Source organism: Patescibacteria group bacterium (assembly GCA_038064855.1).
In the GTDB taxonomy this organism is placed as follows: domain Bacteria; phylum Patescibacteriota; class Minisyncoccia; order Ryanbacterales; family GWA2-47-10b; genus SICQ01.
The window spans coordinates 1-24,546 of sequence record JBBTSE010000005.1 but is presented as its reverse complement, the minus strand read 5'-3'; the positions used below and the strand labels follow the sequence as shown (position 1 = coordinate 24,546).

General features: G+C 48.1%; 28 protein-coding genes and 2 tRNA genes. 17 read left to right on the top strand and 13 right to left on the bottom strand.

All coding sequences use genetic code 11. The features are described 5' to 3' along the window. Window positions 1–164: 164 nt before the first annotated feature. From AAB417_01815 to AAB417_01775, 9 genes are all read right to left on the bottom strand, one after another. Window positions 165–2,639, bottom strand: a complete 2,475-nt coding sequence (locus AAB417_01815; protein ID MEK7630742.1) for a transglycosylase domain-containing protein — start codon at window positions 2,637–2,639, stop codon at window positions 165–167. A 70-nt stretch (window positions 2,640–2,709) separates the two neighbouring features. After that, a complete protein-coding gene (locus AAB417_01810) occupies window positions 2,710–2,844 on the bottom strand; it encodes a hypothetical protein (protein ID MEK7630741.1) in 135 nt (44 codons plus the stop codon). A gap of 110 nt (window positions 2,845–2,954) precedes the next feature. Further along, window positions 2,955–3,416, bottom strand: coding sequence for a crossover junction endodeoxyribonuclease RuvC (ruvC, locus tag AAB417_01805; GenBank protein MEK7630740.1), 462 nt, complete (start codon window positions 3,414–3,416; stop codon window positions 2,955–2,957). Further along, window positions 3,413–3,961 carry a YebC/PmpR family DNA-binding transcriptional regulator gene (locus AAB417_01800; GenBank protein MEK7630739.1) on the bottom strand — a complete coding sequence of 183 codons (549 nt, stop codon included), beginning with the start codon at window positions 3,959–3,961 and terminating at the stop codon, window positions 3,413–3,415. Before AAB417_01800 ends, ruvC begins: the two co-directional genes overlap by 4 nt. 14 nt (window positions 3,962–3,975) lie before the next feature. Continuing rightward, entirely contained in the window at window positions 3,976–4,458 is a 483-nt protein-coding gene (locus AAB417_01795) for a PH domain-containing protein (GenBank protein ID MEK7630738.1), read from the bottom strand. A gap of 32 nt (window positions 4,459–4,490) precedes the next feature. Beyond that, on the bottom strand, window positions 4,491–4,709 hold the full coding sequence (locus AAB417_01790; protein ID MEK7630737.1) for a hypothetical protein: 219 nt from the start codon (window positions 4,707–4,709) through the stop codon (window positions 4,491–4,493). Next, complete coding sequence (ruvB, locus tag AAB417_01785; protein MEK7630736.1) at window positions 4,706–5,710, bottom strand: Holliday junction branch migration DNA helicase RuvB; 1,005 nt, start codon at window positions 5,708–5,710, stop codon at window positions 4,706–4,708. Before ruvB ends, AAB417_01790 begins: the two co-directional genes overlap by 4 nt. Before the next feature lie 278 nt (window positions 5,711–5,988). Further along, window positions 5,989–7,659 (bottom strand): GspE/PulE family protein, encoded by a 1,671-nt coding sequence (locus tag AAB417_01780; protein ID MEK7630735.1) that lies wholly within the window; start codon window positions 7,657–7,659, stop codon window positions 5,989–5,991. Window positions 7,660–7,668: 9 nt separating this feature from the next. Further along, window positions 7,669–8,526 carry a hypothetical protein gene (locus AAB417_01775; protein ID MEK7630734.1) on the bottom strand — a complete coding sequence of 286 codons (858 nt, stop codon included), beginning with the start codon at window positions 8,524–8,526 and terminating at the stop codon, window positions 7,669–7,671. 128 nt (window positions 8,527–8,654) lie between these two features. Between AAB417_01775 and AAB417_01770 the strand changes: the two genes are divergently transcribed. The 6 genes from AAB417_01770 (at window position 8,655) to AAB417_01745 (ending at window position 14,788) form a co-directional block, all read left to right on the top strand. After that, window positions 8,655–9,194, top strand: a complete 540-nt coding sequence (locus AAB417_01770; GenBank protein MEK7630733.1) for a hypothetical protein — start codon at window positions 8,655–8,657, stop codon at window positions 9,192–9,194. A gap of 102 nt (window positions 9,195–9,296) precedes the next feature. Then, window positions 9,297–9,755, top strand: a complete 459-nt coding sequence (gene tsaE, locus AAB417_01765) for a tRNA (adenosine(37)-N6)-threonylcarbamoyltransferase complex ATPase subunit type 1 TsaE (GenBank protein MEK7630732.1) — start codon at window positions 9,297–9,299, stop codon at window positions 9,753–9,755. Beyond that, entirely contained in the window at window positions 9,745–12,285 is a 2,541-nt protein-coding gene (locus tag AAB417_01760; protein MEK7630731.1) for a DNA polymerase I, read from the top strand. The genes tsaE and AAB417_01760 overlap by 11 nt, the downstream gene beginning before the upstream one ends. Before the next feature lie 21 nt (window positions 12,286–12,306). Continuing rightward, window positions 12,307–13,461 carry a HAMP domain-containing sensor histidine kinase gene (locus AAB417_01755; GenBank protein ID MEK7630730.1) on the top strand — a complete coding sequence of 385 codons (1,155 nt, stop codon included), beginning with the start codon at window positions 12,307–12,309 and terminating at the stop codon, window positions 13,459–13,461. A 17-nt stretch (window positions 13,462–13,478) separates the two neighbouring features. Further along, window positions 13,479–13,913: a response regulator gene (locus AAB417_01750; protein MEK7630729.1), complete on the top strand. Its 435-nt coding sequence runs from the start codon at window positions 13,479–13,481 to the stop codon at window positions 13,911–13,913. Then, window positions 13,910–14,788: a hypothetical protein gene (locus tag AAB417_01745; GenBank protein ID MEK7630728.1), complete on the top strand. Its 879-nt coding sequence runs from the start codon at window positions 13,910–13,912 to the stop codon at window positions 14,786–14,788. The genes AAB417_01750 and AAB417_01745 overlap by 4 nt, the downstream gene beginning before the upstream one ends. Here AAB417_01745 and rpsT read toward each other — a convergent pair. Continuing rightward, a complete protein-coding gene (gene rpsT, locus AAB417_01740) occupies window positions 14,785–15,048 on the bottom strand; it encodes a 30S ribosomal protein S20 (protein MEK7630727.1) in 264 nt (87 codons plus the stop codon). The two genes, AAB417_01745 and rpsT, sit on opposite strands and share 4 nt — an antisense overlap. A 68-nt stretch (window positions 15,049–15,116) precedes the next feature. Between rpsT and AAB417_01735 the strand changes: the two genes are divergently transcribed. Both AAB417_01735 and AAB417_01730 read left to right on the top strand, forming a co-directional pair. Beyond that, a complete protein-coding gene (locus AAB417_01735) occupies window positions 15,117–15,779 on the top strand; it encodes a phosphoribosyltransferase family protein (GenBank protein MEK7630726.1) in 663 nt (220 codons plus the stop codon). A gap of 83 nt (window positions 15,780–15,862) precedes the next feature. After that, window positions 15,863–16,057, top strand: a complete 195-nt coding sequence (locus AAB417_01730) for a hypothetical protein (GenBank protein MEK7630725.1) — start codon at window positions 15,863–15,865, stop codon at window positions 16,055–16,057. Window positions 16,058–16,130: 73 nt separating this feature from the next. On the opposite strand, the gene uvrB is transcribed toward AAB417_01730, so the two are convergent. Next, entirely contained in the window at window positions 16,131–18,077 is a 1,947-nt protein-coding gene (uvrB, locus tag AAB417_01725; protein MEK7630724.1) for an excinuclease ABC subunit UvrB, read from the bottom strand. Window positions 18,078–18,094: 17 nt separating this feature from the next. Between uvrB and ruvA the strand changes: the two genes are divergently transcribed. Both ruvA and AAB417_01715 read left to right on the top strand, forming a co-directional pair. Further along, window positions 18,095–18,670 carry a Holliday junction branch migration protein RuvA gene (gene ruvA, locus AAB417_01720; GenBank protein ID MEK7630723.1) on the top strand — a complete coding sequence of 192 codons (576 nt, stop codon included), beginning with the start codon at window positions 18,095–18,097 and terminating at the stop codon, window positions 18,668–18,670. Then, complete coding sequence (locus tag AAB417_01715) at window positions 18,667–19,926, top strand: UDP-N-acetylmuramoyl-L-alanyl-D-glutamate--2,6-diaminopimelate ligase (GenBank protein ID MEK7630722.1); 1,260 nt, start codon at window positions 18,667–18,669, stop codon at window positions 19,924–19,926. Before ruvA ends, AAB417_01715 begins: the two co-directional genes overlap by 4 nt. A 54-nt stretch (window positions 19,927–19,980) precedes the next feature. Here the strand turns inward: AAB417_01715 and AAB417_01710 are convergent, their stop codons facing one another. Continuing rightward, the gene (locus tag AAB417_01710; protein MEK7630721.1) at window positions 19,981–20,256 is read right to left on the bottom strand and encodes a hypothetical protein; all 276 of its coding nucleotides are present in this window, start codon (window positions 20,254–20,256) and stop codon (window positions 19,981–19,983) included. Window positions 20,257–20,391: 135 nt separating this feature from the next. Between AAB417_01710 and AAB417_01705 the strand changes: the two genes are divergently transcribed. Further along, window positions 20,392–21,219: an SIMPL domain-containing protein gene (locus tag AAB417_01705; protein MEK7630720.1), complete on the top strand. Its 828-nt coding sequence runs from the start codon at window positions 20,392–20,394 to the stop codon at window positions 21,217–21,219. A 2-nt stretch (window positions 21,220–21,221) separates the two neighbouring features. Further along, window positions 21,222–21,698: a TrmH family RNA methyltransferase gene (locus tag AAB417_01700; GenBank protein MEK7630719.1), complete on the top strand. Its 477-nt coding sequence runs from the start codon at window positions 21,222–21,224 to the stop codon at window positions 21,696–21,698. On the opposite strand, the gene AAB417_01695 is transcribed toward AAB417_01700, so the two are convergent. Then, on the bottom strand, window positions 21,682–22,557 hold the full coding sequence (locus AAB417_01695) for a hypothetical protein (protein MEK7630718.1): 876 nt from the start codon (window positions 22,555–22,557) through the stop codon (window positions 21,682–21,684). The two genes, AAB417_01700 and AAB417_01695, sit on opposite strands and share 17 nt — an antisense overlap. A gap of 65 nt (window positions 22,558–22,622) precedes the next feature. Between AAB417_01695 and AAB417_01690 the strand changes: the two genes are divergently transcribed. From AAB417_01690 to AAB417_01670, 5 genes are all read left to right on the top strand, one after another. Then, window positions 22,623–23,204 (top strand): ribonuclease H-like domain-containing protein, encoded by a 582-nt coding sequence (locus AAB417_01690; protein ID MEK7630717.1) that lies wholly within the window; start codon window positions 22,623–22,625, stop codon window positions 23,202–23,204. Then, window positions 23,182–23,706 carry a ribonuclease H-like YkuK family protein gene (locus AAB417_01685; GenBank protein ID MEK7630716.1) on the top strand — a complete coding sequence of 175 codons (525 nt, stop codon included), beginning with the start codon at window positions 23,182–23,184 and terminating at the stop codon, window positions 23,704–23,706. Before AAB417_01690 ends, AAB417_01685 begins: the two co-directional genes overlap by 23 nt. 7 nt (window positions 23,707–23,713) lie before the next feature. Then, window positions 23,714–23,785 (top strand) — tRNA-Arg (locus AAB417_01680). A 96-nt stretch (window positions 23,786–23,881) separates the two neighbouring features. Next, window positions 23,882–24,298 carry a hypothetical protein gene (locus tag AAB417_01675; GenBank protein MEK7630715.1) on the top strand — a complete coding sequence of 139 codons (417 nt, stop codon included), beginning with the start codon at window positions 23,882–23,884 and terminating at the stop codon, window positions 24,296–24,298. 88 nt (window positions 24,299–24,386) lie between these two features. Further along, window positions 24,387–24,461 (top strand) — tRNA-Val (locus AAB417_01670). Window positions 24,462–24,546 lie beyond the last annotated feature (85 nt).

Below are 24,546 nucleotides of genomic sequence, written 5' to 3'. Positions count from 1 at the left end.
TCTTACAGGCTATGATGGACAATATAATGTTGAGTGCCGCGACAAAACTCTTATCATCTATACATCCTCAGCGATTTTAAAGCATTATATACACCAACATCAAGACCGTATACTTAAGACACTACTCGAGAGTATTCCGCAGGGAGATGTGGAGAAAGTAATGTTTAAGGGGCCGCAACGGTAAAAGAAACTTCTCGTTCTTGTTTATTGCCGATGATATCATATACCTTAAGTTTTAATACATGCTCGCCCGTCTCAAAGTCGCCAATCTCAAGATTTTGGAACGCACCTTTCTCTGAGCGTATATAGTCACCATCAACAAATATTTCAATATCTACAATAGTATAATGCCCGGTAATAGTTGGGTGAAAAACAATATCATCACCATAACTAAATACTTTTCGCTCTTCATTGTTTGGAAATGAGATACTAGGCCAGTTTTCAGGCGAGTGTGAGGAATCGTATTCTAGAGGTTTGCCTGAAATATCACCGTCTCCATATCCATTTTTTTGTGCCCACGCACGCACAGGGCCTTCCCAGAGCGAAAACTGTGGGTCTTGTGCTGGATTAGTAGGTATCGGGCCATCAGGGTTGTCTTTATTGACCCAATAAAGGATCGAATGAATCTCTTGAGTCACTCGTTCTTCCCGCTGGTCTTGCGGGGTAAAAGGAGTAGCGAGATTCTCCGATATTTTATCAACTTCATAGGCACGCGATCCCTTCCAAACACCACGAAGTACGGGCTTTTTCACCCCCACCGGTTGTGGTGGTGTGAATACTGTTTTTTCTACTTGCGCGAGTGCTGTATCCATAAACTCACGCCAGAGAGGCGCGATAATAAAACCCGCGACATTTTTTGTCATTGAAGAGTTGTCATTATTTCCCGCCCATGTACCGACTACCATATTGGGATTGTATCCAACCGTCCAGACATCACGGTAATCATTGGTAGTACCTGTTTTTGCGGCGACTGACATCCCCTCAAAATAGAGAGGAGATCGTGAACCAAAGGTTGGGGTACGCGCAGCATTGTCCGAGAGGATACTCGAGATCATATTGGTAATATTAGTATCAATAGCAAGTTCTGAGCGCACTATTTCTTCTTCCAAAATAGATCCGTCCTTATCTTTCACCTGAATAATAGGGTGATGATTTACTTTCATACCTTGATTGGCAAATACTCCATACGCGGAGGTGAGCTCAAGGAGTGAAACCTCACCTCCACCAAGCACTAAAGTAAGTCCATAATGGTTTTGATTGGTGAGTGTAGTAATACCAAAGTCACGCGCTGTCTCAATAGAATCGCCGATACCCGCGAGATAGAGTGTTTTCACCGCAGGCACATTGAGTGATTGCGCGAGTGCCTCACGAAGCGTTACCGGCCCCCGAAATTTTTCATCATAATTTTGCGGGATATAAGGATCGCCAGCTGCTGCAAAGTTTGTTTCCAAATCAAAGACTACTGTTTCTGGTGTATATCCTTTTTTAAACGCAGTTGCGTATACCAATGGTTTAAAGGTAGATCCTGGTTGGCGGCGCGCAAGCGCCACATTAAAATTGCCATCGTTATTTACATCAAAATAGTCGCGCGAACCAACCATAACCAAAATATGCCCCGTTTTAGGGTCGATGGCGGTGAGCGCGATATTTGAGGCATTGAAGTTCTTTTGCATGTCGGGGGCTCGCCGCGCTACGATCGCTTCTGCTTTTGTCTGGAGGTCCGCGTCAAGCGTGGTGATAACCTCAAGTCCACCTTGCTCGATTACATCTTCACCATATTTTTCATTAAGTATCTCACGGACATACATTACAAAATGGGGGGCAAGGAGTCCTTGTTTGCGTTGGGGGAGGAATGTCACCTTTTCTTTTTTTGCGCTCTCATATTCTTCCGTCGAGATATATTGGAGGGTGCGCATGCGTTCGAGTACAAGGTCTTTTCGTGCCTCTAAATCCTTACGGTTGTTGCCGTAGGGTGAATAGCGGGTAGGGGCCTGAGGAAGAGCTGCTAAATACGCCGCCTCTGTGAGTGATACATCGGATGCCGGTATACCAAAAAAGTTTTGAGCGGCCGATTCGATACCATAGGTATTAGATCCATACGGTATCTCATTGAGATAGAGATTAAGGATGTCATCTTTTGAATAGGCGGACTCAAGTTTGACCGCGATGATTATTTCTTTTGCTTTGCGTATCAATGTTTGCTCGCGCGTCAACAATGTATTTTTAACAAGCTGTTGTGTGATGGTTGATCCGCCACTCCCCACTTGCTTGCCTTGAAAGATGTTGAGAAAAACAACACGAAAGAGTGAGAGGGGGCTGATGCCATGATGTGAATAAAAATTTGAATCCTCGATAGCAATGGTCGCATTCTTTACATTGCGTGAGATATTTTCAAACTGCACTACGGTACGGCGCTCCTCCCCATGTACTTCCCAGAGAAGTATTTTACCTGTGCGGTCATAAATCTTTGTCGATTCTGCCACCTTGCGTTCTCGAAAATCTTCGAGGGTAGGTATTTTAATGAAGGCAAATAGAATGGCTCCTGTGAGTATAAAAAGAAACAAGCCGACAGTCATGACGGCGAGGATCCAGAGGAGTAGTTTATGTTTATGCTTCTTGCGTAACGATCTAAAAATCACACACCTTTTATACCAAATATGTGACCTTTTTTCAAGAAAACACCCCCCGCTTTAGCGGGGGGTGTTGAGGCTACATTCCTTCTTCTTCAAAAGTATCATCGTCATCATCTGCGTCGTCCTCACTCACTTCTTCTTCAGTCAGCTCGTCCTCGTCGGCAAACTCCTTTTCATCATCTGTAGCCCAAGGTTGTGTGTGTAGTGTCATATTCTCAAAAAGTGCTTAATTTATTGCTAGTATCTACGACCTTGCGTATCTAATACCAAGAACATACCGAGAGTGGGCAAAAAGGGCAATACAAGACTCTGTGGATAACCTCACTTGGCTATCATAAGGCAGAGGGCGAGCGCGTCAAGGGCATCGTCTGATGTTACCTCAGCGGGTACCTTTAGGATATTACGGACCATCCACGCTACCTGTTTTTTCTCGGCGTGCCCATTGCCCGTGATTGCCATCTTTACCTCCATAGGAGTAAATTCATATATCGGGAGTGACGCTGCTGATAGAGTGAGCATAATAACTCCTCGCGCTTCTGCCACCGCCAGCGCCGTTTTTTTATTTTTCGCAAAAAAGAGACGCTCGACAACAGCACACGCAGGGCGCATCTCTTTGATAAGTGCACCAAGCTCACGCTCGATCATTTCAAGGCGCTCCTGGTGCAAGATGGTGCGCGGTGTGGTGATGCGTCCACACCTATAATAGGTTGATACCGCTCCCACGGTATCAACAACGCCCCATCCGACGCGTTCGATGCCCGGGTCAATCCCAAGAACTCTCATGACTCTTTGTTGTTCGCGTAGATTTCTTGGATGTCGTCGTGCTCATCGAGCGCATCCATGAGTTTATAGAGCGCTTCCGTGTCCGTAGGCGAAATCTCAATAAGCCCGTACTCGAGAGGTGACCATTCATGTTCTTTCCTCTCAAACGCCCACAAGACACTTCCCGGGTTTGCCCATTTGCCACCGCGTTCAGAGATTAGGTGTTTTACTTCGTTTGATGTGCGGTTATTGTTGTCGGTAATCCCCGTCATGAGGAGCGCTACACCACCCGGTCCGTACGCCTCATAGACAAATTCTTGGAGTATCGTTCCGTCACTACCACCCGTACCTTTCTTGATCGCGCGGTCGATGTTGTCTTGCGGCATATTGATCTCATGCGCTTTTTGTATCGCTGATTTGAGCGACATATTGAGACTTGGGTCAGGGCCCTTGTCTCGCGCGGCGACACTGATGATGCGCGCAATTTTACCAAACATCTTACTGCGTTTTCCGTCCGTTACGGCTTTTTGACGCTTGATCTGAGCCCATTTATTATGTCCTGACATATAGTTTGGTTGTATTAGTCCGGGTCGCGTATCGCGCCTTTGTGCGCGAATGACATAATAAGATTTTTTATCTCGTTGAGATGGGGCACCGTCTCAATCGTAAAACTTTCCTCGCCCGCGGTTTGTATGCGGATGTCACCAAATTTAAGTACAGTACCAATAAATCCTGGTGTCTCTATCTTGATATCTTGAATGCGTGCGATGACGAATTCGGATACCTCGCGTCGGAAGAGACTTTTTTGTTCAATATCAATGATTCGTTGATCGGTAATTATCCATGCATCAAGCCAATAATCAAGCCATTCAATAAAAAAGAGAAAGAGTAATACGAGCCACCAGATCATGGCAAAAAAGAGGAGGAGGTACCAGAGCGAGTCCGAGTTGATAAAAGATCCGAGCTCGGGCGCAAACAAAAATCCAAAGAGCGGCACGACACCCACCGAGAGCAAGGCGATCATGCGACCAAAAAAGACAAACCAGTGTTTGTGAATTGTCATCAATATTTTTTCGTTCGGCTGAAGAGTGACCATTAGATGGTGAGGATGAGAGTATCCCAATTTATGTGGATAAACGCCCAGAGTGCTATAATAAGGAGTACAAAAGAAATGGCGATGATAATAATATTCATATGCACCGCTTTTTCGTGTGAGAGAGAAAGCTCCTCTTCTTGCCAAGTAGCCATCCAAATACCGAGGGTGTAGAGTCCCGCAAAAAGTGCGAACGCAATAGTGGCAATAATAGTAATCATGTATTGAAAAGGGTTGCGGGTGGCGTAGCACCTAGGTGCTCATAGGCGCGACGCGTAGCCATCCTACCTCGTGGTGTTCGTTCAATAAAACCAAGACGCATGAGATACGGTTCATGGATTTCCTCGATAGTACTCACTTCTTCTGATGATGCGGCGGCGAGTGTCGCGACCCCTACGGGCCCGCCAGCAAATTTTTCTATCAATATATCGAGTATGCGTCTATCTTCTGACGATAATCCTACTTCGTCAATTTCAAGAAGTTCAAGTGCCATGCGCGCGATTCTATCAGTGATGACACCGTCACCCCTGACTTCTGCCACATCACGACAACGCTTGAGAAGGTGGTTGGCAACACGCGGTGTAAATCTGCTTCGCTTGGCGATTTCAGTGAGCGCGTCTTGTTCAGCGGCGATACCAAGAAGTTTTGCCGAACGGCGCAAGATTTCTTTAAGATCATCTTCTGAATAAAACTCAAGTCGGAAGGTACCACCCGAAAAACGCGAGCGTAGCGGCGAGGAAAGGAGTGCTACGCGGGTAGTAGCCGCAATAAGAGTAAAAGAGGGGAGCTCGAGCTGTATGGTGCGCGCGGCAGGCCCTTTGCCAATGATGATATCGAGTGATCGAGCTTCCATGGCGGGGTAGAGGATCTCTTCGATAAGTTTATTAAGTCGGTGTACTTCATCAATAAACAAAATATCACCCGAAGAAAGATTGGTGAGGATTGAGGCGAGATCTCCCACCCGTTCGATCGCGGGGCCCGAGGTTATTTTCATCTGGGCGCCCATTTCATTTTTGATAAGGTGGGCAAGGGTCGTTTTACCGAGGCCCGCGGGGCCATAAAAGAGTAAATGTTCGAGCGGCTCACCTCGTTTTTTTGCAGCTTCGATCAAAATAGCCAAATTCTCTTTTATCTGGTGCTGGCCAATGTATTCGTCCCAGCGCGCAGGGCGTAGGGTGCTGTCGAGCGAGCGGTCATCGAGTTTTTGGGCTGGTATTGACATGTGGCTATATTTTAGCTATAATAGTGGTTATTGTTCTTCAGAAGAGACTTTCTCTTGAAAGTCTCCAGACAATTGAGGTTTACCTTATCTGGGCCTTCTTTTAGTACACGGACAATCTGGTCCCCTTCCTCACAGCGCGAAATAATGTCTTTATTCTAAAGCATATTATGCTCTGCGAGGAGGGGTCGGCGCGATTGCTCCTCGAAGAGGCCTTCAGCCTATGGCACCCATGCCTGGGCACATTGTCTGGAGATTTTTGCGAGAAAGCTTTTTTATTTTTAGATTAAACCGACGATGCGGTTGAGTTCGTCCCACGAGGTGATGCCAGCAAGAAGTTTTAAGATACCGTCTTGCTCAAGTAGTACCATGCCTTGTTTGATTGCTGCCTCACGCACAACGGCTTCCGATGGATTTTGCAAGATAAGCCGTTCCATATCATCGTCAATCAAAAATGCTTCAAAAACCGCGAGGCGCCCTTTGTATCCAAGGAAGTTACACTCTCCGCATCCACCCGGCGTATAGAGCGATACATTATCAAGTGGTGGACGCGTATATTTCTCTGGCAGGGTTTCCACAAGTTTTTTTATAGTCACCATCTGTTCGGGTGTCGCGGGCACTTGTTTTTTGCAGTGTGGACATAAGATACGCACGAGTCGCTGAGCGATCGCGAGATTGATGGCGGGCGCGATGATGTTTGGGGGTACCCCAAGATCAATAAGACGGGGGATGGTGCCAGGCGCGTTGTTGGTATGGAGTGTTGAAAATACGAGGTGACCGGTGAGTGCCGCTTGCATACCAATCTCAGCGGTCTCACGGTTGCGCATTTCACCGACGAGAATGATATCGGGGTCTTGACGCACAATTGCCGAAAGCCCCGTCTCAAAGGTATAGCCAGCTTCTTTATTTATCTGTGTTTGAGTAATGCCGGTTATATGATATTCAATCGGGTCCTCAATAGTGATTATTTTTACGCCCGGTTCATTGAGTTTTTTGATAAACGCGTAGAGTGTCGTGGTTTTACCAGAACCCGTAGGGCCTGTGGTGATAATCATACCGTTTGGTTTTTGGATTTCACGCTCGATGAGCTCAAGAAGTACGGGGTGGATACCGAGATCTTCAAACGATGTTTCAATGGCGCGCGGATGCAAGATACGCATGACGATCGATTCACCGTAGGGGCCGGGGAGTGTTGAGACGCGTACCTCTACATCAGATTCACCTGCACGAATCGTAAAGCGACCATCTTGTGATCGATCATGAATATTAAGTTTAAGCTCACAAACCAATTTAATACGCACCAACAACATCTTATGCATATCATGTGAGAAGCTTGCGATGTCTTGGAGTAATCCATCAAGACGCACACGCATATGCACCTTATCTTCGGCAGGTTCGACATGGATGTCAGAGACGACAAGTTCAAAGGCACCGCCTAATACATAATCGAGAAAGTCAGTGACCCGTTGGGTTTTGCCCTGCAAGATTTTGTCACCCAACATGCGTTCAAAGTCTTTTGTTGTTTTTATCTCACGGCGAAATTCAGCGATTTTATCTTTCGAGATATCGATGACATTGGTGATGCTCGCAGTTTCCTCGCCAGCTTCCTCATAGCGAACCCACGCGTGTTTTAGGCTTCGTATGGATACTAAAAAAAGTTGTGGCTGGTAGCCGTCACGGCGCAATTCCGTGACTATTTCTTTCGCCTTATCAAGTGTCGGATTCTTAACGGCGATTTGCAATTTTTTACCGGTTGACTGCACAACCGCGAGACCCGCGGCTTCCGCGCGGTCTCGCGGTACGAGTTTGAGCGCATCAAGATCAATAAAAGCGCGCCCCAAGTTGAGATAGGGGATTTTATATTTTTTGGCGAGCAGTTGAGCTAGGTCTTCCTCTTCTTTTTGCTGGAGCTGACTTAGCTTTTCTTTTTGTTGTTCTTCGTCAAATGCCACGCTCCTATTCTAGCGCACTTTGAGCTCACGGAGCAATTTGCGCGTTTCCATTTCTGCTTCAATAAAGTTAGCAAAAGGAGAGAGTACTACATGGTGTTGGTGCTCCGGTGTTTTACCGAGACGCCGCGCGACGGTGCCTACCAGTGTTGTGTCTTCCGATCTAAAAAATCCTTGGGTACCTGCCTCGTCATGTTGCCAGAAGACCAACGCGTGTTCGGGGAGGGTAGCGAGCGAAGCATAGGTGGTCATCAGGTCAGGAAGCTCGCGCGGGCTCGCGTTTGTCTTGGTAAAATCATCACGCGTGATAAATGACCAGAGTGTGTTCGTATCAGTATCAATACGCGAACGAACCACTAATCTTCCCAGAAGACCTGCTGATATGATTGATAGTTTTGTGGGAGTGGGCGCGCTATGGCCGTTAGTATCTCCTTCTACCCATATGTGGCGTGCTGCCCCTTTTCGCGGGAGGTTTTCAATCGCTTTTTTCGCGCCGCTTTCTGACGAAAAGCCGAGGGTGATAAAAAGATCGGCTGGTGCGCGGTGTTCACCCCACGAAAGTGCTTTTTCATTGAAAGCCCCTTTATGCGAGAGATAAATAGAAAGGACGCCTTCCGTTTTTTCGTAACGAAGTTCGTCTACCGGAGTGATAGTTGTATTGATGTCGATAACAAACTCTCGCTTGCTACTCTGTGTACCGAAAGAATCTTTCCATTCAAGCTCCTTTGCTTCGGGCACAATCATCTCAGTTTTCTGCGGCGCTATCTTTTGGATCTGCAGTGCCGCCAAATAATCCTTATCACGCACTGTTTCGGGTAGCACGATAAGCACTGCTGACGCACTCGCAATTGCTGATTTTAAATCACCCATATCGTCCTATTCCTAGCATACAATAAGGGGTTTTTGGAGATATTGACATTTAGTATATTTAGTAGTATAATGTAAACAGTAAACTGAATTGCTAGCCGGTGCATAATGCTTCGGCAGAGATATAGGAGATGACGATGACAAAGCGAGCTCTTTCCATTCTTTTTCTTCTGATAGCGTTTCTTGCGCCAATCACAGCCACAGCCGAGTCCGGCTGCCCTCGTGGGCACATGTGCTGGAAGGGGCTTCGTGGGCAGCATGGAGGCGGCTACACGAGTCGCTGGAGCGGCGGCTACGATAGCGGCTACAGCGGCTACCGTAACCACGATCGGGCGATCGTGGTCGAGCGTGCCGAGCGAGCGGATCCCAACATCAAGGTGGTTCGCAAGCCTGGGCTCATCGACATCCCACTCGGCATCCTCGGCTTCGGCCTCGGTCTCGTCTTCGGTGAGACCAAGCTGGTCGATACGAGCTGCGCGGATGACGATGTTTCATGTCACCGTGCCGAGGGTCGTGCCGAAGGGCGCTACGACGGCAAGTCTGCCGTCGCCGACGCGACCGAGGACCGTTCGTACCGCGAGGCGTACGACGAGGCGATCCGCAATAGCGGACAGCCCGTCGAAGCCGAGCCGGGACTTCGCGAGAGCGACCTCGCGCCAGAAGGTGAGTAAACATAGGGCGGCAGCTGCCGCCCCCAAACGAGAACGACCGAACCCAATCATGGGAACGGTCGTTTTTGCTTTTCATCCTAAGATTGCTACGCTGGGGGCACGATGGAGCTTACCTATACACTCAAGAGTCCTGACGCAACACGCGCACTTGGTAAACTTTTTGGTAGCGAGATACGATCAGTCGCCAGAAGTAAAAATCATGCACTCTGCCTCGCACTCTCAGGTGAGCTTGGTACGGGTAAGACGCTTTTTACCCAAAGTGTTGCTCATGGCCTTGGCGTGCGTGGGCGTTTGCAGTCACCAACCTTTGTGATTGCCAAACGCTACGCGCTCAAAAAATCCACCTTTAAAAATTTGTGGCATTTTGATTTGTATCGTATCAAATTATCAAAAGAGCTTGATACGATTGGATTAAAAAAAATTATTTCTGATCCGAAAAATATTATAGCCGTCGAGTGGGCGGAGCGCGCCAAAAAGGTATTTCCCAAAGATACTGTTTGGATTTCGTTTAAACACATTGCGCGCGAAGAGCGTATAGTACGACTCAAGCATGGCGCGTGAACCAAAAAAATTAGTCATTCTCGACGCGCACGCGCTCATTCATCGGTCATTTCATGCGTTGCCGTCCTTTGCCTCGCCTTCAGGTGAGCCACTTGGCGCTGTCTACGGCGTATCCGCGGTACTCTTGAAATTGATTCGTGATCTTCACCCCACGCATATTGTTGCCGCGTTTGATAGAGAAGAGCCAACTTTTCGTCATATCGTTTACGAAAACTATAAGGCAACAAGATCCGAGACCAAGAGCGACCTTATCCCACAGTTCGATAAGGTCAAAGAAGTATTTCGTGCGTTTGGTATCCCCATACTCGAAGCCCCCGGTTTTGAAGCCGATGATATTTTGGGCACGCTGGTAGAAAAATTTAAAAAAGAAAAAGATCTGACCATCATCATCGCGTCGGGTGACATGGATACCATGCAGTTGATCGATGACAAACGCGTGATGGTCTACACGCTCCGTAAAGGCATCGACGATACTATTTTATATGATGAAGATAGGGTACTCGAACGATTTGGGTTTGGTCCAAAACTTATTGCTGATTACAAAGGACTCAAGGGCGACCCGTCCGATAATATTATTGGCATCAAAGGAATCGGTGAGAAGAGCGCTACGGATCTTATAAAACACTACGGTTCGCTCGAAGAGATGTACGCCAAGCTTAAAAAAGAAAAGAAATCACCAACATTTCTCAAAGAGCGTATTAAAAAATTGCTGCTCGAAGGCGAGGAAGACGCGTTTTTTTCAAAGGAACTCGCAACCATTCGTAGAGACGCGCCGGTAGAGGCGGATCTTGATAGTATGATATTCGCAAGCATCCCTACCGAAGAGGTTTCCAAAATCTTTCGCAAGTTTCATTTTCCAAGCCTTATCTCACGGCTCGGGGATGCGGGTGCTCCACCAAAAAAAGAAGAAGAGAAACCAATAGTAGTACGCCAAGAATTGGAGGATGGCACCGCCTCAGGCTCTCGCGTGGTACTCTTTTTTGGCGAAGAGGGCTTGATACTCGGTATTGATGAGCGCGAATATAGTGTGCCGCCCGCACAACGCGCGACCCTTTTAGATATTTTAAGAAACTCAAAAGAAACAATCGTACACGATGCGCATGCGCTCATGACTTTTTTGGGCGCTGCGTTTCCCGTCAGTTTTGATACGAAGCTTGGCGCGTGGATTTTAAACCCCGATGAGAGGGGGTTGTCGCTAAGCGACCTGCTCGAGGGTAGGCCGTTGAGCATCACCGAGATGGCACGACTCGCAAGTGCTCTCAAGAATAAAGTTGAGCAGCAAGATTTAGCAGGTATCTATTTTGATTTCGAATTACCACTCGTCGCCATTTTATTTGAGATGGAGGAAGTGGGTATCACGCTCGATATCACGGTGCTCGCAAAACTTTCAAAAGAGGCGGAGTACCTAGAGCACGCGCTTGAGGCTGAAATATGGAAAGCCGCGGGCGAAGAATTTGATATCAACTCGCCAAAACAGCTCTCGGTTATACTCTTTGAAAAGTTGGGGTTGTCTACCAAGGGGATCCGCAAGACCTCTACCAAGGCAGTATCGACGCAGTTCTCAGAGCTTGTAAAGTTACGCGAACTACATCCGATTATCGATATGCTCATTCGGTATCGTGAAATTTCAAAACTTCTCTCTACCTATATTACGGCACTCCCAAAACTCGTTGGATCTGATGGGCGCGTTCATACAAGTTTTAATGAGACAGGGGCGGCCACCGGACGATTGTCATCTTCAAATCCCAATCTGCAAAATATCCCCATCAAATCAGAACTCGGTCGCAGTATCAGGCGTGCGTTTACCGTGCCCAAGGGGTTTGAACTTTTTTCTTTTGATTATTCACAGCTCGAGCTCAGAATCGCCGCGCAACTCTCAGGTGATGGCAAGCTGACTCGCGCGTTTCAGGTTGGTGAGGATGTGCATACACGCACTGCGTCAGAAATTTTTCATGTTAGTACTGACGATGTCACGCCAGAGATGCGTAGGCGTGCAAAGACAGTTAATTTTGGTATTTTGTACGGCATGGGCGCACGCGCTCTCGCTGAGACTGGAGGTATGACAGTTGCCGAAGCTGAGGTGGCACTCGATAACTATCTACAAGAATTTCCCGGTATCGAAGAATACCGCGAGCGCACGGTGCGCGAGGGAAGAGAGAGGGGGTATGTCAAAACTTTTTTTGGTCGCAAGCGGTTTTTACCCAACCTCCGCTCATCATTTGAATATATCCGCAAAGAATCTGAACGGATGGCGGTCAACGCGCCCGTGCAGGGGACCGCGGCCGATATCGTAAAGCGCGCAATGATAGATATTGCCCGTGAGCTTAAACTCTCACCTCATAATCGTGATGTGCGCATGTTGTTGCAGGTGCACGATGAACTTGTCTTTGAAATCAAAAAAGAAAAAATCGCCGAGACCATAGGTACGATCAAAGCGATCATGGAGCGAGTACCCGAGTTTTCGGTACCCATTATCGCCGAGGTGAAGCGTGGTGCGAATTGGCAGGAGATGACCCCGATGGTCTTTTAGGGATATACTAAGGATATTCGTATGAATCTCAAGATTCGGCACTCACTGTTCTTTCGATTTTTTTTCACCTTGCTCGCGCTCGGTATTTTTCCGATGGCGATTGCTTCACTCTTTTTCGCGGCCACCTACCAGTCGCGCATTCGTGCGGTACTCGCGCCTAGTGATGCGTCAGCACTGATCGAGACGATCAGCATCCAATTTGTTCTTATTTTTCTTTTTGTATGTATCATCGCTACTTTTGCTGCCATCATGGTGACGCGGCATATCGCGCGCCCGCTTTCTGTCTTGACCGAAGCTGTCAAACGCATCGGCGCTGGTAATTTCAAAGTACATATCAGTGTCTCGCGTAAAGACGAGGTTGGTGTGCTCGGCATTTTTTTTAATGAAATGGCCGAGCATATTCAAGAAGCAAAAGATCGTCAAGAAGAAATCTCAAAGCTTAAATCAGAATTTATCTCAATCGCTGCTCACCAACTGCGTACGCCACTTTCAATCCAAAAATGGGTATATCAGGGCATAGTTGATGGAGATTTTGGTAAGGTCACCAAAAATCAGCGCGAGGCGGTCGAGAAGGGAACGATCGCAAATGAGTCGATGATACGGCTTGTACATAATTTGTTGGATGCCGCCCGCATTGAAGAGGGGAAGTTTGGGTATAAGTTTGAAGAGATGAATATTGTCGCGTTTATCAAAAAGATTGTCGATGAGAAGATGATTTTAGCAAAAGTAAAAAATATTATTCTTACGCTTAGCAAAGCTTCGGATGATCTCGTCATCCTTAACGCCGATCCCGACCGTCTTTCTATCGCCATCGGCAACATTATCGAAAATGCTATTCGCTACACAGCAGCGGGCGGCACGGTATCGGTGCGCTTTGAGTCTGATGGCACTTTTGCGATCATCAAGATAAGTGATACGGGTATCGGTATCTCAAAAGAAGATCAACCACGCATGTTTACTCGCTTTTATCGAGGTTCCAATGTTATGCATATGGAGACAGAGGGCACGGGTCTCGGCTTATTTATCACAAAAAATATTATTACCGCACACGGCGGCGATATTTCATTTCATTCAGAAGAAGGCAGGGGTACGACATTTCTTATCCGTATCCCGCGTGCATCATCACCCAAGAGTCCCGTCAATCCACCTGCCGGACCCTTTGTAGCCGCACTCTAATATGCTAGTCTAGCTCCATGACATCAGGCGATCAATCGGTACCTATATCATCAATGCTCAAACGAGGCGAGATGAAAATACTTGTCGTAGAAGATGATAAATTTTTACGCGGGTTGCTGGTAGAAAAAATAAAACACGAGGGGTTTACGGTCACCGAGGCAATCAATGCCGATGAGGCGTTTGCCGCAGTACACAAAGATCAGCCACACATTATTTTACTTGATTTGGTTTTGCCCGGTAAGGGCGGTTTTGAGATTCTTACTGAGCTCAAGGCTCAACACGACTACGCGTCCATTCCCGTTATCATCATTTCAAACCTTGGTTCACGCGATGATGTTGATAAAGCAATGAAGTTAGGTGCATCTGAATTTATGATCAAGGCACATCACACTCCGCAAGAAATCGTAGAGACGATCAAAAAAGTTCTCGAGGCAAACTACATAGGAAAATGATCTACCTTTTGTACGGTTCGAACACTACCGCATCTCGTGGGATGTTGGAGCGTTTTGCCGTACGATTTAGGCGCGAAGCGGGCCCCGCCTGGGAGATGATTGATTGTACCGACGAGGCGGGTGGCGAGCGCCTTACGCTGATTGGCTCGGGATCGCTCTTTGATTCCAAAGATTTTTATATCATCCAACATGCGAGCATGTTGGATGTCGATATGCGTGATGCACTCAAATCTCATCTTGTGCGCTGGACTGAGGATGATTCGGTTATAGTTTTTTGGGAGGAGGGCGTGCCTATAAAAAATAAGATTTTTAACGATATAGAAAAATACGCAAATAAAAAAGAAGAATTTACCGATTTTACTCGCCAGAATTTTTCCGCGTACATTGATGGGCAAGCGAAAGAAGTTGGTACGACGGTGGATGTCGCTACCAAAGAGTCACTCTGGCTCTTGTATACCAATGCGCCCGAACGCTTTTCGCGCGAGCTCGAAAAAGCTCTCTTGGGAGGAGGAGTCTTGGAGGGCGATACTTCTGCCCCAACCAAAAATGATTTATTTTTGCTTGGTGACCTGTGGGGTTCGGGGGAGCGTGCTCGCGCCGCACTTTTATTTGAGCGGTGCGTGCGCTCAGGGGTTAAGCTAGAAGATATAATGCGCCCCTTTATGTGGCATATCAAAAATTTGGTGCGCGTAGCATCAGGAAACACGGGGGATATGAAGCCATTTGTATTGGGGAAGGCAAGGGCACAAACACATAATTTCTCACGCGGTCAGATTGAAGAGGCCTATCTCCAGCTTCTTGAGATGAGCGATATGCGAAAAAAAGAAACCTTGGAGACAAGGTTTCTTCAATTTCTACTCACTCCTACTCGCTAGCCGAGTTTTTTGATTTGTGCCGATAGGCGGGACTTTCTACGCGCGGAGTTGTTTTTCTTTATCAATCCTGATTTTGAGGTCTTATCGAGTGCCTTTTGTACCGCAGGGAAAAGCTTGATAGCTTCAGCCTTATTTTTGGCAAGGACGGCTTTCTCAAATTGTTTGAGAACATCACGAAGTGAACGCTTGCGGCGCACATTGAGTATGCGACGGCGTTCTGATTGGCGTAAAGCCTTGGTTGCTGATGCTGTATTCGGCATGGACTCCAGAGTACCCGTTTTCTTCTTTTGAGTCAAGACACCGCATATCTGTTACACTAAAAAACAATATGGTTGGTGATTGGATTAAAAAATATCAGGAAAAGCAGGCATTTTGGCTTCATGACAGCAATCCGCGAAGGCCTCATGCGCTACTAACATCGGGCAAACATTCAGGAGGATATTTTAATAGTAAACTCGTGACCGAGGATGCGACATTACTCGGCGAAGCTTCACGAGATTTGGTTGACCAACTTTTACAGGATTCGTCATTTGATATCAACGATATTGATCGCGTTGTTGGTCCCCAGACGGGCGCTACGCGACTGGCAGAAAGTATAGCCACAGAAGTCACTATAAAGCGAGGGCGCCTATGCGCGTGGGCATCTCCTGCAAAAGCGGGGGAGGGCGAGCATAAGACGATGGTGTTTACTGATACCAAAGTAGGTTTAGGAGAAAAAGTTCTTCTCGTCGAAGATGTGCTCAATACGGGCGGTAGTATTCGTCTGACCGCGCAAGCTGTAGAGGTAGCTGGCGGTTCCGTTTTGCCGTACACAGCTGTTTTAGTAAACAGGTCGGGATTTAATGAGGTTGATGGAAGGAAAATTATTTCGCTTATTAACCACTCAATGCCGATCTGGGTACCGGAAAAATGTCCTCTGTGCAAAGTCGGGTCAGAAGCAATTCGCCCAAAAGGTATAGAGAGTTGGCAGCAGCTCAATGCTAGCTACTAAAAAGAAGGCGAGAGCACTTGCCTCTTTTTGTGTTTGTCGGTAGTCTTTTGCTAGGTAGGGTCCCATTCTTTGTGGAGGGGTAGATGGTATCGATCGAAGATGTCGAGAGGCGCAAAGAGCTTCGGGCGCGCGTTGCCGCACTGTTGGCACTGCGAGCACAGTTCGGAGACAACAAAGCTGGTTTCGTCGCTGAGGGTTTTGCCAACGAGCTCAAAGAGTTGAGCAAATCTCTCAATCGCATGAATGCGGAGTTCCGTAAGCGTGAAGAAGAGAGGTAAGCTCCGCCGCACAGAGCACAGGCGTAGAGTATCGGGAGTTGTTCGGCAGAACAACTCCATTTTTTATGTACAGTTAGAGATTTTTTAAAATATCGCGGAGTTCGGCAGCGCGCTCAAAGTTGAGGCGTGCAGCCTCCTCAAGCATTTCCATCTCCACTTCTTTTTTGAGCTCGGATACCGATCGCTTGTCTTTACCAAACATGGCGAGCATATCGTCTTTGACTATTTTTTTCTTGCCCGCAAAAAGTGGTTTGCGTATTTCTTTAATGAGCGCGGTCGGTGTGATGCCATGCGCTTTGTTGTACGCTTCTTGATATGCACGCCGGCGCGTAGTCTCGGCTATTGCGTTGCGCATCGAGTCGGTCATTTTATCTGCATATAAAATAACATGACCCTGTGGGTGACGCGAGGCGCGGCCCATTATTTGGATAAATGAGGTGATGTTGCGCAAAAAACCTTCTTTGTCCGCGTCCAAGATACAAATGAGCGATACTTCGGGGAGATCAAGCCCTTCACGAAGCAAGTTGATGCCTACCACTGCATCAACATCGCCTCGGCGCAATTGTTGCAAAATCTCATAGCGCTCGATTGTTTTTACCTCCGAATGAAGCCATGCGATTTTGAGATCGCGTTCACCCAAATATTCGGCTATGTCTTCGGCCATTTTTTTGGTGAGCGCTATCACCAAGGAGCGTTCTTTTCTCTTTGCGCGTATAACTATTTCTTTTTCGGTATCGGCGATTTGTTTACCGGCGGGGCGTACCTCGACCGTGGGATCGAGAAGCCCTGTCGGACGGACGAGTTGTTCAACGATATTGCCGTGCGCAATTTCATAGGCACTCGGTGTGGCGGATACAAAAATAGTCTGTCCTATTTTTTTCTTGAATTCATCGAAAGTAAGTGGGCGATTGTCGAGTGCCGATGGCAGGCGAAAGCCAAAATCAACGAGCGTAGTTTTGCGTGCGCGGTCACCTGCCTGCATACCTCGGATCTGGGGGAGTGTCATATGCGATTCGTCGACGAAGGTGATAAACCCTTCAGGCATATAGTCAATCATGGTGGTGGGGGGTTCTCCGGGCGCGCGGTTTGCCAAATGCCGCGAGTAGTTTTCAATACCCAATGTGTAGCCAGTCTCGCGCAGCATTTGGAGATCATAGCGTACGCGCCTGCGCAATCGTTCTGCTTCCAGCTCTTTCCCATTTTCTTCAAGCTCGCCCGTTCGCTCAGCGAGCTCTTTTTCTATCGCAGTCGCCGCCCGTTTGATATCATCTTCAGGCGTCATAAAGTGTTTGGCGGGGAAGATGCGAATTTCTGATTGAGATACAAGTTGTGTGTCAAACGCGAGCGGACCTTCCAAGACTTCTTCTACCTCATCGCCAAAAAAGTTGATGCGTACTACCCGGTCACCTGATGGAAGTGCGATGACCACCGAATCACCTTTGCGTGACCAGGTGCCCGGTTTGCGCTCAATGTCATTGCGTATATATTGAAGCTCGGCAAGTTTTGCCGAGAGCGCCTTGAGACTCATACGCTCGCCTCGGCGCATGGTAAATGAAAAATTCAAATACGCTTCCGGTGCGCCAATGCCGTAGATGGCTGATACGGAGGCGACGATAATCAAATCTTTGCGCGTGAGCGCGGCCTGTGTTGCTGCGTGACGAAGTTCGTCGATAAACTGATTGATTTTTGCATCCTTTTCTATATAGGTATCAGTATTTGGCATGTATGCCTCGGGCTGATAGTAGTCGTAGTAGCTGACGAAGTAGTGTACGGCGCTGTCAGGAAAGAACTCTTTGAACTCTTCGTACAGTTGTGCGGCAAGAGTTTTATTATGACTCAAGATAAGCGCAGGCCTGCCGGTGTTGGCGATAATATTTGCCATCGTAAAAGTCTTACCCGAACCCGTAACTCCCAAAAGTGTTTGATAGTGTTTGTTGTCTTTAAGTCCACGCGAAAGTTGCTCAATCGCTTGAGGCTGATCTCCCGATGGTTGGAATTGTGAGACGAGGCGAAATGACATACGATTAAAACACGATTATGATAGCACATCTCTCAGGCATTCTGGCGTTTCGTGGTACCAAGCACCTCATCATCAATGTGGGCGGTGTTGGCTATAAAGTTTCGGTATCACTCGAGACTGCAAAGACGCTTCCCAAAAAAGGTGAGCCCGTCGAGCTTTTTACACACTTGGTGGTGCGCGAGACAGCGCTCGAGCTCTACGGTTTTGCCACCATGTCAGAGCTCGAGATGTTTGAGATGCTCATCGGTATCTCGGGTATCGGTCCGCGCTCGGCTCTCGGCGTACTCTCGGTAGCGCCGCTCGATTCGCTCCGGCGGGCGATTGCGTCAGGCGAGACGGTATATCTGACAAAAATTTCGGGTATTGGCCGTAAGACGGCCGAAAAAATAATGCTTGAGCTCAAAGATAAACTTGGTGGTGCTGACGGCGTGACCATCTCATCTGAAGAATCTGACGCGCTCGATGCACTCGTATCGCTTGGTTATAATGTGCGCGAAGCGAGGGACGCACTCCATAAGCTTCCACGCGATCTCGAAAGCGTTGATCAAAAAATAAAAGAAGCATTACGAATGCTCGGTAAGGGGAGGGCATGAGAAAACTAATCCCTCAGGCAATTATGCTTGCGTATCACTGGTGCGTGGCGCTCACGGCTGCCCTCTGGTACCAGTTTCCATCACGCAAGCTTACCGTTATTGGTGTCACGGGTACCAATGGTAAATCAACCACAGTAGAGATTTTGCACCACATCTTTGAAGAGGCGGGGCATAAAACGGCGTCGGCATCTTCACTGAGGTTTCGTATTGGTAGCGATGAGGTAGTAAACGATAAAAAGATGACGATGCCGGGGCGCTTTTTTGTACAAAAGTTTTTATTTGATGCTAAAGCAAAGGGTTGCGATATCGTGATTCTTGAGACGACGAGTGAAGGTGCTCGGCAATTTCGCCACGCGCATATTGCGTTTGATACGGTTGCGATTACCAATCTTACACCCGAGCATATCGAGTCGCATGGTGGATTTGAACAATATCGCGAAGCAAAGCTCAAGATTTTCCGATCACTCAACAGTTCGTGGAAAAAGAAAAAACATATTATAGTCAACGCGGCGATGAAAGACGCAAAAAGGTTTATTGATGCAGCTCCCCATGCAGAGGTATGGGAATACGCGCGAGATGCGCGCCTGCTCGAGAGTTCGCTCCACGCAGTCTCGCCCTCCGAAGTGCTGTTTGAACATGGTATTTCTTTTACAATCGACAAGACGCATTTTGAATCAGCGCTCGAAGGTGAGTTTAATCTGGAAAATATTTTGTGTGCGATTGCGGTCGCATCCGCTCACCATATTCCACCCGAATCAACGCGTCAGGGCGTGAGTAAGGTTTTAGGCGTACCGGGGCGACTCGAATATATTTCTCGTGCGCCATTTGCGGTGGTGGTTGATTATGCGCATACACCCGATGCGCTTACCAAAGTGTATGAGACGCTCAAACCGCAAGCAAAGCGCTTCGTGTGTGTGCTGGGGGCGGCTGGTGGTGGGCGCGACAAATGGAAGCGTCCCGAGTTAGGTAAGATTGCCGATCAGTTTTGTGATGAAATTATTTTGACCGATGAAGATCCGTATGACGAAGACCCAAAGATAATCATCGATGAAGTTTCAAAGGGTATTACTACTCATAAGCCGATAATCGAGCTTGATCGTAAGAAAGCTATCGAGATGGCTATACAAAAGGCGAGTGGCGGCGATACCATTGTTGTCACTGGTAAGGGCGCAGAGCCTCTGATGGCGCTTTCTGGTGGCAAGAAGATTCCGTGGGATGATCGCGTTATCGCTCGCAACATCCTCGGTAAATCATAAATAAAAAATAAGCCGTACCAATATGGGTACGGCTGTGTGGCGGTGAAGGGAGCATTACCATATGCTCCATTTCTTACGGTCTTCCTCGAGTTGGCGCTGGAGTCGTTCACGATCCTGGGCGATGGCACGGGCAACGAAGTTGCCCCGGTATTCTTGTGGCGCCGTATGACCGTAGCGAGCGAAGCTATTACTGGCTCGCCGGCGGCGCGTCTTGTGGTATACCTCGACTGCCTTTCGGCAATCTTCTTGCGAGCGATGCCGGCCTCTGCGTTTGAGACCGCAGACCGAGCAATACGATCCACGACCCGTATCACCCTTTTTCTTTGCCACGAATTCTCCTTTCGGTACGAGTTCCCAGCTACGATACCTATTCTTTGTTGCCGGGTCAAGCGTAGCAAAATTGCCTGTCGCCCGTTAGAATAAGGACAAGGGTCATCTTTATTGATTACTATTTAATAACACTTTATGGAACAAGAAAAAGAAGGGTTTAAGGTATCCATCAGTTCGTCTTCTGGCGGGCTCATGCGATGGCTTATTATCGTAGTACTCGCCACGCTCGCGATTTTTTTGTTGGTTGCGGCTAAGGGTACCTACCATCAGACTGATTATCCATCACGCACCATCTCAGTATCTGCTGAGGAAAAGCGGGTAGTAAGACCTGGTATCGGTCTTATCTCTTTTACGATTCATGAAGAGAACGCTTCACTCGAGGTGGCGCGTAACGCTGAGGCAAAAAAATCAGAGGCACTCATCGCGTTTCTCAAGAAGAGTGGTATCGAAGATCGTGACATTAAGACGACCTCATATACTATTTATCCCTCCGAAGAGTATGATTATCGTCCATGCGTAAGCACTGATGGAGCAAGTGTTATTTGTCCTCCGCGCAAAGGTACCAAAAAGTTTGTGATTGAGGAGACGGTTGCCGTCAAAGTGCGTAAGCTCGATGATATCGGCAAGATCACCACGGGTGCCACCCAGGCAGGTGTAAACCAGATTGGTCAGTTGCAATTTACGGTTGACGATGAGGTGGTAGAAAGATTGAAGGCAGAGGCACGCGAAGCTGCTATTACGAAAGCGCGCGCGGAGGCAAAGACACTTGCCGGCAATCTCGGTGTGCGTCTTGGTAAACTCACCGGTTTTTCTGAGAATGGTGGTATGCCCGTCTATTATGGTCGCGCCATGGGTATGGGTGGCGATATGATGGAGAAGAGTATGGCGGTGCCTGCACCAAGTATCCAGCCAGGCGAAAATGAAATCATAGCGTCAGTTAATCTTACCTACGAGATCAAATAAATTTGACTCAAGAGATTGTCGTAGTACTGCACAATGTACGGAGCCTACACAATGTAGGCTCCGTATTGCGTACCGCTGACGGCGCAGGTATCAGCAAGGTTTACATGACCGGCTATACGCCAAGCCCGGTCGATGAAATGGGGAGAGTGCGTAAAGAAATCACAAAGACGGCGCTTGGTGCAGAAAACTCGGTTGCATGGGAACATAGAGTAGATATCTCGCGTCTCATCGCTGAACTCAAGAAAGAAGATTTTTATATCGTAGCACTCGAACAACATGAAGGCGCGATTGATTATCGTAAGTTTCGCCCGCGGTTTCCGCTAGCACTTGTCGCTGGCAATGAGGTAAGAGGGTTGTCAGGCCTATTACTAGAAAAAACCGATGCAAGTATTGTCATTCCTATGCGTGGCGCAAAAGAATCACTCAATGTGAGTGTTGCGGTTGGGATTGCAGTTTACGGTCTTACTGATACGAGATAGATTTGATGATCGATCCGCGCGCGTCTTTGAGTATCACTGAATCGCGCACATCCGACCAGATATGTTCGGGGCGGTTGAGGTAGACCCAATACTCATCACCATAGAAATCTGAATCACTTTTATGGTTTTTCACGCACGCATCATAGCTTGCAGTACGCATGATAAATTCTCGGCAGGTGTTATCAAGAAAAAACGGGATGTTGGTCGGTATGCGACATGCCGACAAGGTTTTAACATATTGGTAGCAGGTATCACTCAAGCCGTCTTGCCCAGGTTCTCGTGAAGGTGAGGGGCACGATCCCGGTATGCTCGGGGTAAATGTTTTATATTGAGAGAGATAGGACGCGCATTTATTGAGACGAAAGTTTTCACCCAAGGGACTACGGCCGGTAACAATATGAACTCGCGCAGGGTTACGGAGTATAAGGCGATCTTGGTTATATAGCGAGGAGATGCCGGGTAGATTCGAGATTCCTCCCAGTTTGTATGATTCACCCTTGCTATCACCAATCACCCAATCGCTAATATCGACGGGGGCGGCATTTTTTGCTGGCGCGTATATTATTTCTACATATTCTTCGTTGATATTTCGTGATTTTGCGTTGCGTGTTGAGAGAGAAAATGAGCGTGCAAATATATCTTGCAATGGTGCGGGAGGCGGTACTACTATCGGTGGAGCTCCACCACCATTGCGGGGCGCTCGTAATACCGATTCTTGCATACGGATGACACCAAATTCAGCTTTCGGGTCCAGAGGTGTGATAACACTGCCCGAGATGCCACCACCGAGCGTGGTAAAGTGTGCAACTGCGATGAGTCCGATGACTACCACGGCGAGCAAGAGTACATCTTGATTCATAGTGATAGTATATCAGCGTTTTGACGCTCGAACACCCCGCATGATAGAAATAGATACATACACATATGGAAACGATAGTTCTTGATATAGAGACAGAGAAGGAATTCAAAGAGGTTGGCGGAAAGCAGAATATGCAAATGCTCGGCGTGACGGTGGTGGGTACCTATGCGTACAACACCAAGCGCGCGTATGCCTATGAGAAGCACGAGTTTGGCGAGCTCGAACCACTACTGCGAGACTCGGGGCTTCTTATCGGATTTAATATCAATCACTTTGACTTGCCGGTATTACAGCCACATGTCGGTATTGATTTGCAAAAGCTCCATGTACTCGATCTTATGGAGGATATTGAGAAGTCAGCTGGCTTCCGACTTTCTTTGGATAACCTCTCGCGAGCAACACTCGGCGCGGGAAAAATCGGCTACGGGCTCGATGCGATTTGGTGGTGGCGCGACGGTTTAAAAGACAAGGTAAAGGAATATTGTCTAAAAGATGTTACGCTTACCCGTGACCTCTACGAGTTTGGGCGCGAGCGCGGATTTGTACTCGGCGATACGCGTGATCGGGGGCGTATACGCATACCGGTCAGATGGTCTGATATTAAACCACGAGAGAGAGAAGCATATGTCCAAGGAAACCTTATCTAACAATACAAAGCAACTATTTCGTTCGGAGGCGGGAGAGCCACTTTCTCTTCGTGAGGTTGTAATGCGCATTCGTGATAAAATCGCACTCAACCCCGATGCGACCTACGAGGTTGTCGTGGGGAGCGATTCGGAGGCGGCAGAGAGTGGGAGTGCCGCGTTTGTCACGGCGATCGTAGTACGCAAGGTGGGCAACGGCGCCATTTACTTTTGGACGCGTAACAATCAAGAGTTTCATGGGATGCGCGATCGCATCTGGAAGGAAGCATTTCTTTCAATCACGCTTGCGCAGGAGATTCGTAGTACCGTGCGCGAAGTGATTGGCGACGAAGTTTTTTGGGAAGAGCGGCTCGAGGTTCGCTGTATCCACCTCGACATGGGGATGGGCGGTCCCACTAAGTCATTTATCGATGGTATCGCCGGCATGGTGCGTGGGTTTGGGTTTGTGCCCGTTATCAAGCCCTATTCGTACGGCGCCTCGGTGGTCGCTGATCGTCACACATAAAAAAGATGTCCTCGTAGTTCAATGGATAGAATATCTCCCTCCGAAGGAGATGGTGCAGGTTCGATTCCTGCCGAGGACACAAGGGTTTTCCAACAGGGCACTTGACGAAATCATCCCTATTTGATATTATTTTTTCAGGAAATTCGTTCTTCATTTACCCAAGGAGGGAAGGCTGATGTACACTATTACACTCGTTAAAGTTGCCGGTGCCTTCGGCTTAGCATTTCTTCTCATCTCTGTGCTGCAGAGGTTTCGCTCTCGCAAGGAGCAGACCCGCAGTAAGGAGGCGGCAGCTCAGGCTGCTGCGGCAAAGAGATTCGAAGAAGTCTTTGGTACCTCACCTCACACTGGTCGCGCGGAGGTTATCGCGCGGATCAAGACCGTGATCACAGCGCTCAGCCTCAAGCTGACGCAGGATCCAAGTCACTACGAGGAGCATCGAACGCGACGCCTCGAGGCGATTCATCTTGCGGAGCATTTTGGTTTTTCCGTGCTGACGGGGCGCCAAGCTCAAGAGCAGGCTCGCCGCGCTAGGAGACGTCTGGCAGTGACCTCCCGTCAAACGGGAGGAGCGACTGGCACAGCCGCATAAGCGCCAAAACCCCAACCCACAACTGCCATGATGGCAGTTGTGGGCGGGGTTTATTTTTTTATAGAAATGTGTAGAATGATGGGACAATGCGCGGTTAGCTCAGTGGTAGAGCAGTGCTTTTACACAGCAAAGGTCGGGGGTTCGAATCCCTCACCGCGCACCAAGAATTGAAATCTGCAGGAAGTTTGCTATTATCTTTTTACCTGCCGTGGTAGCTCAGTGGTAGAGCAGACGCCTGAAGAGCGTCG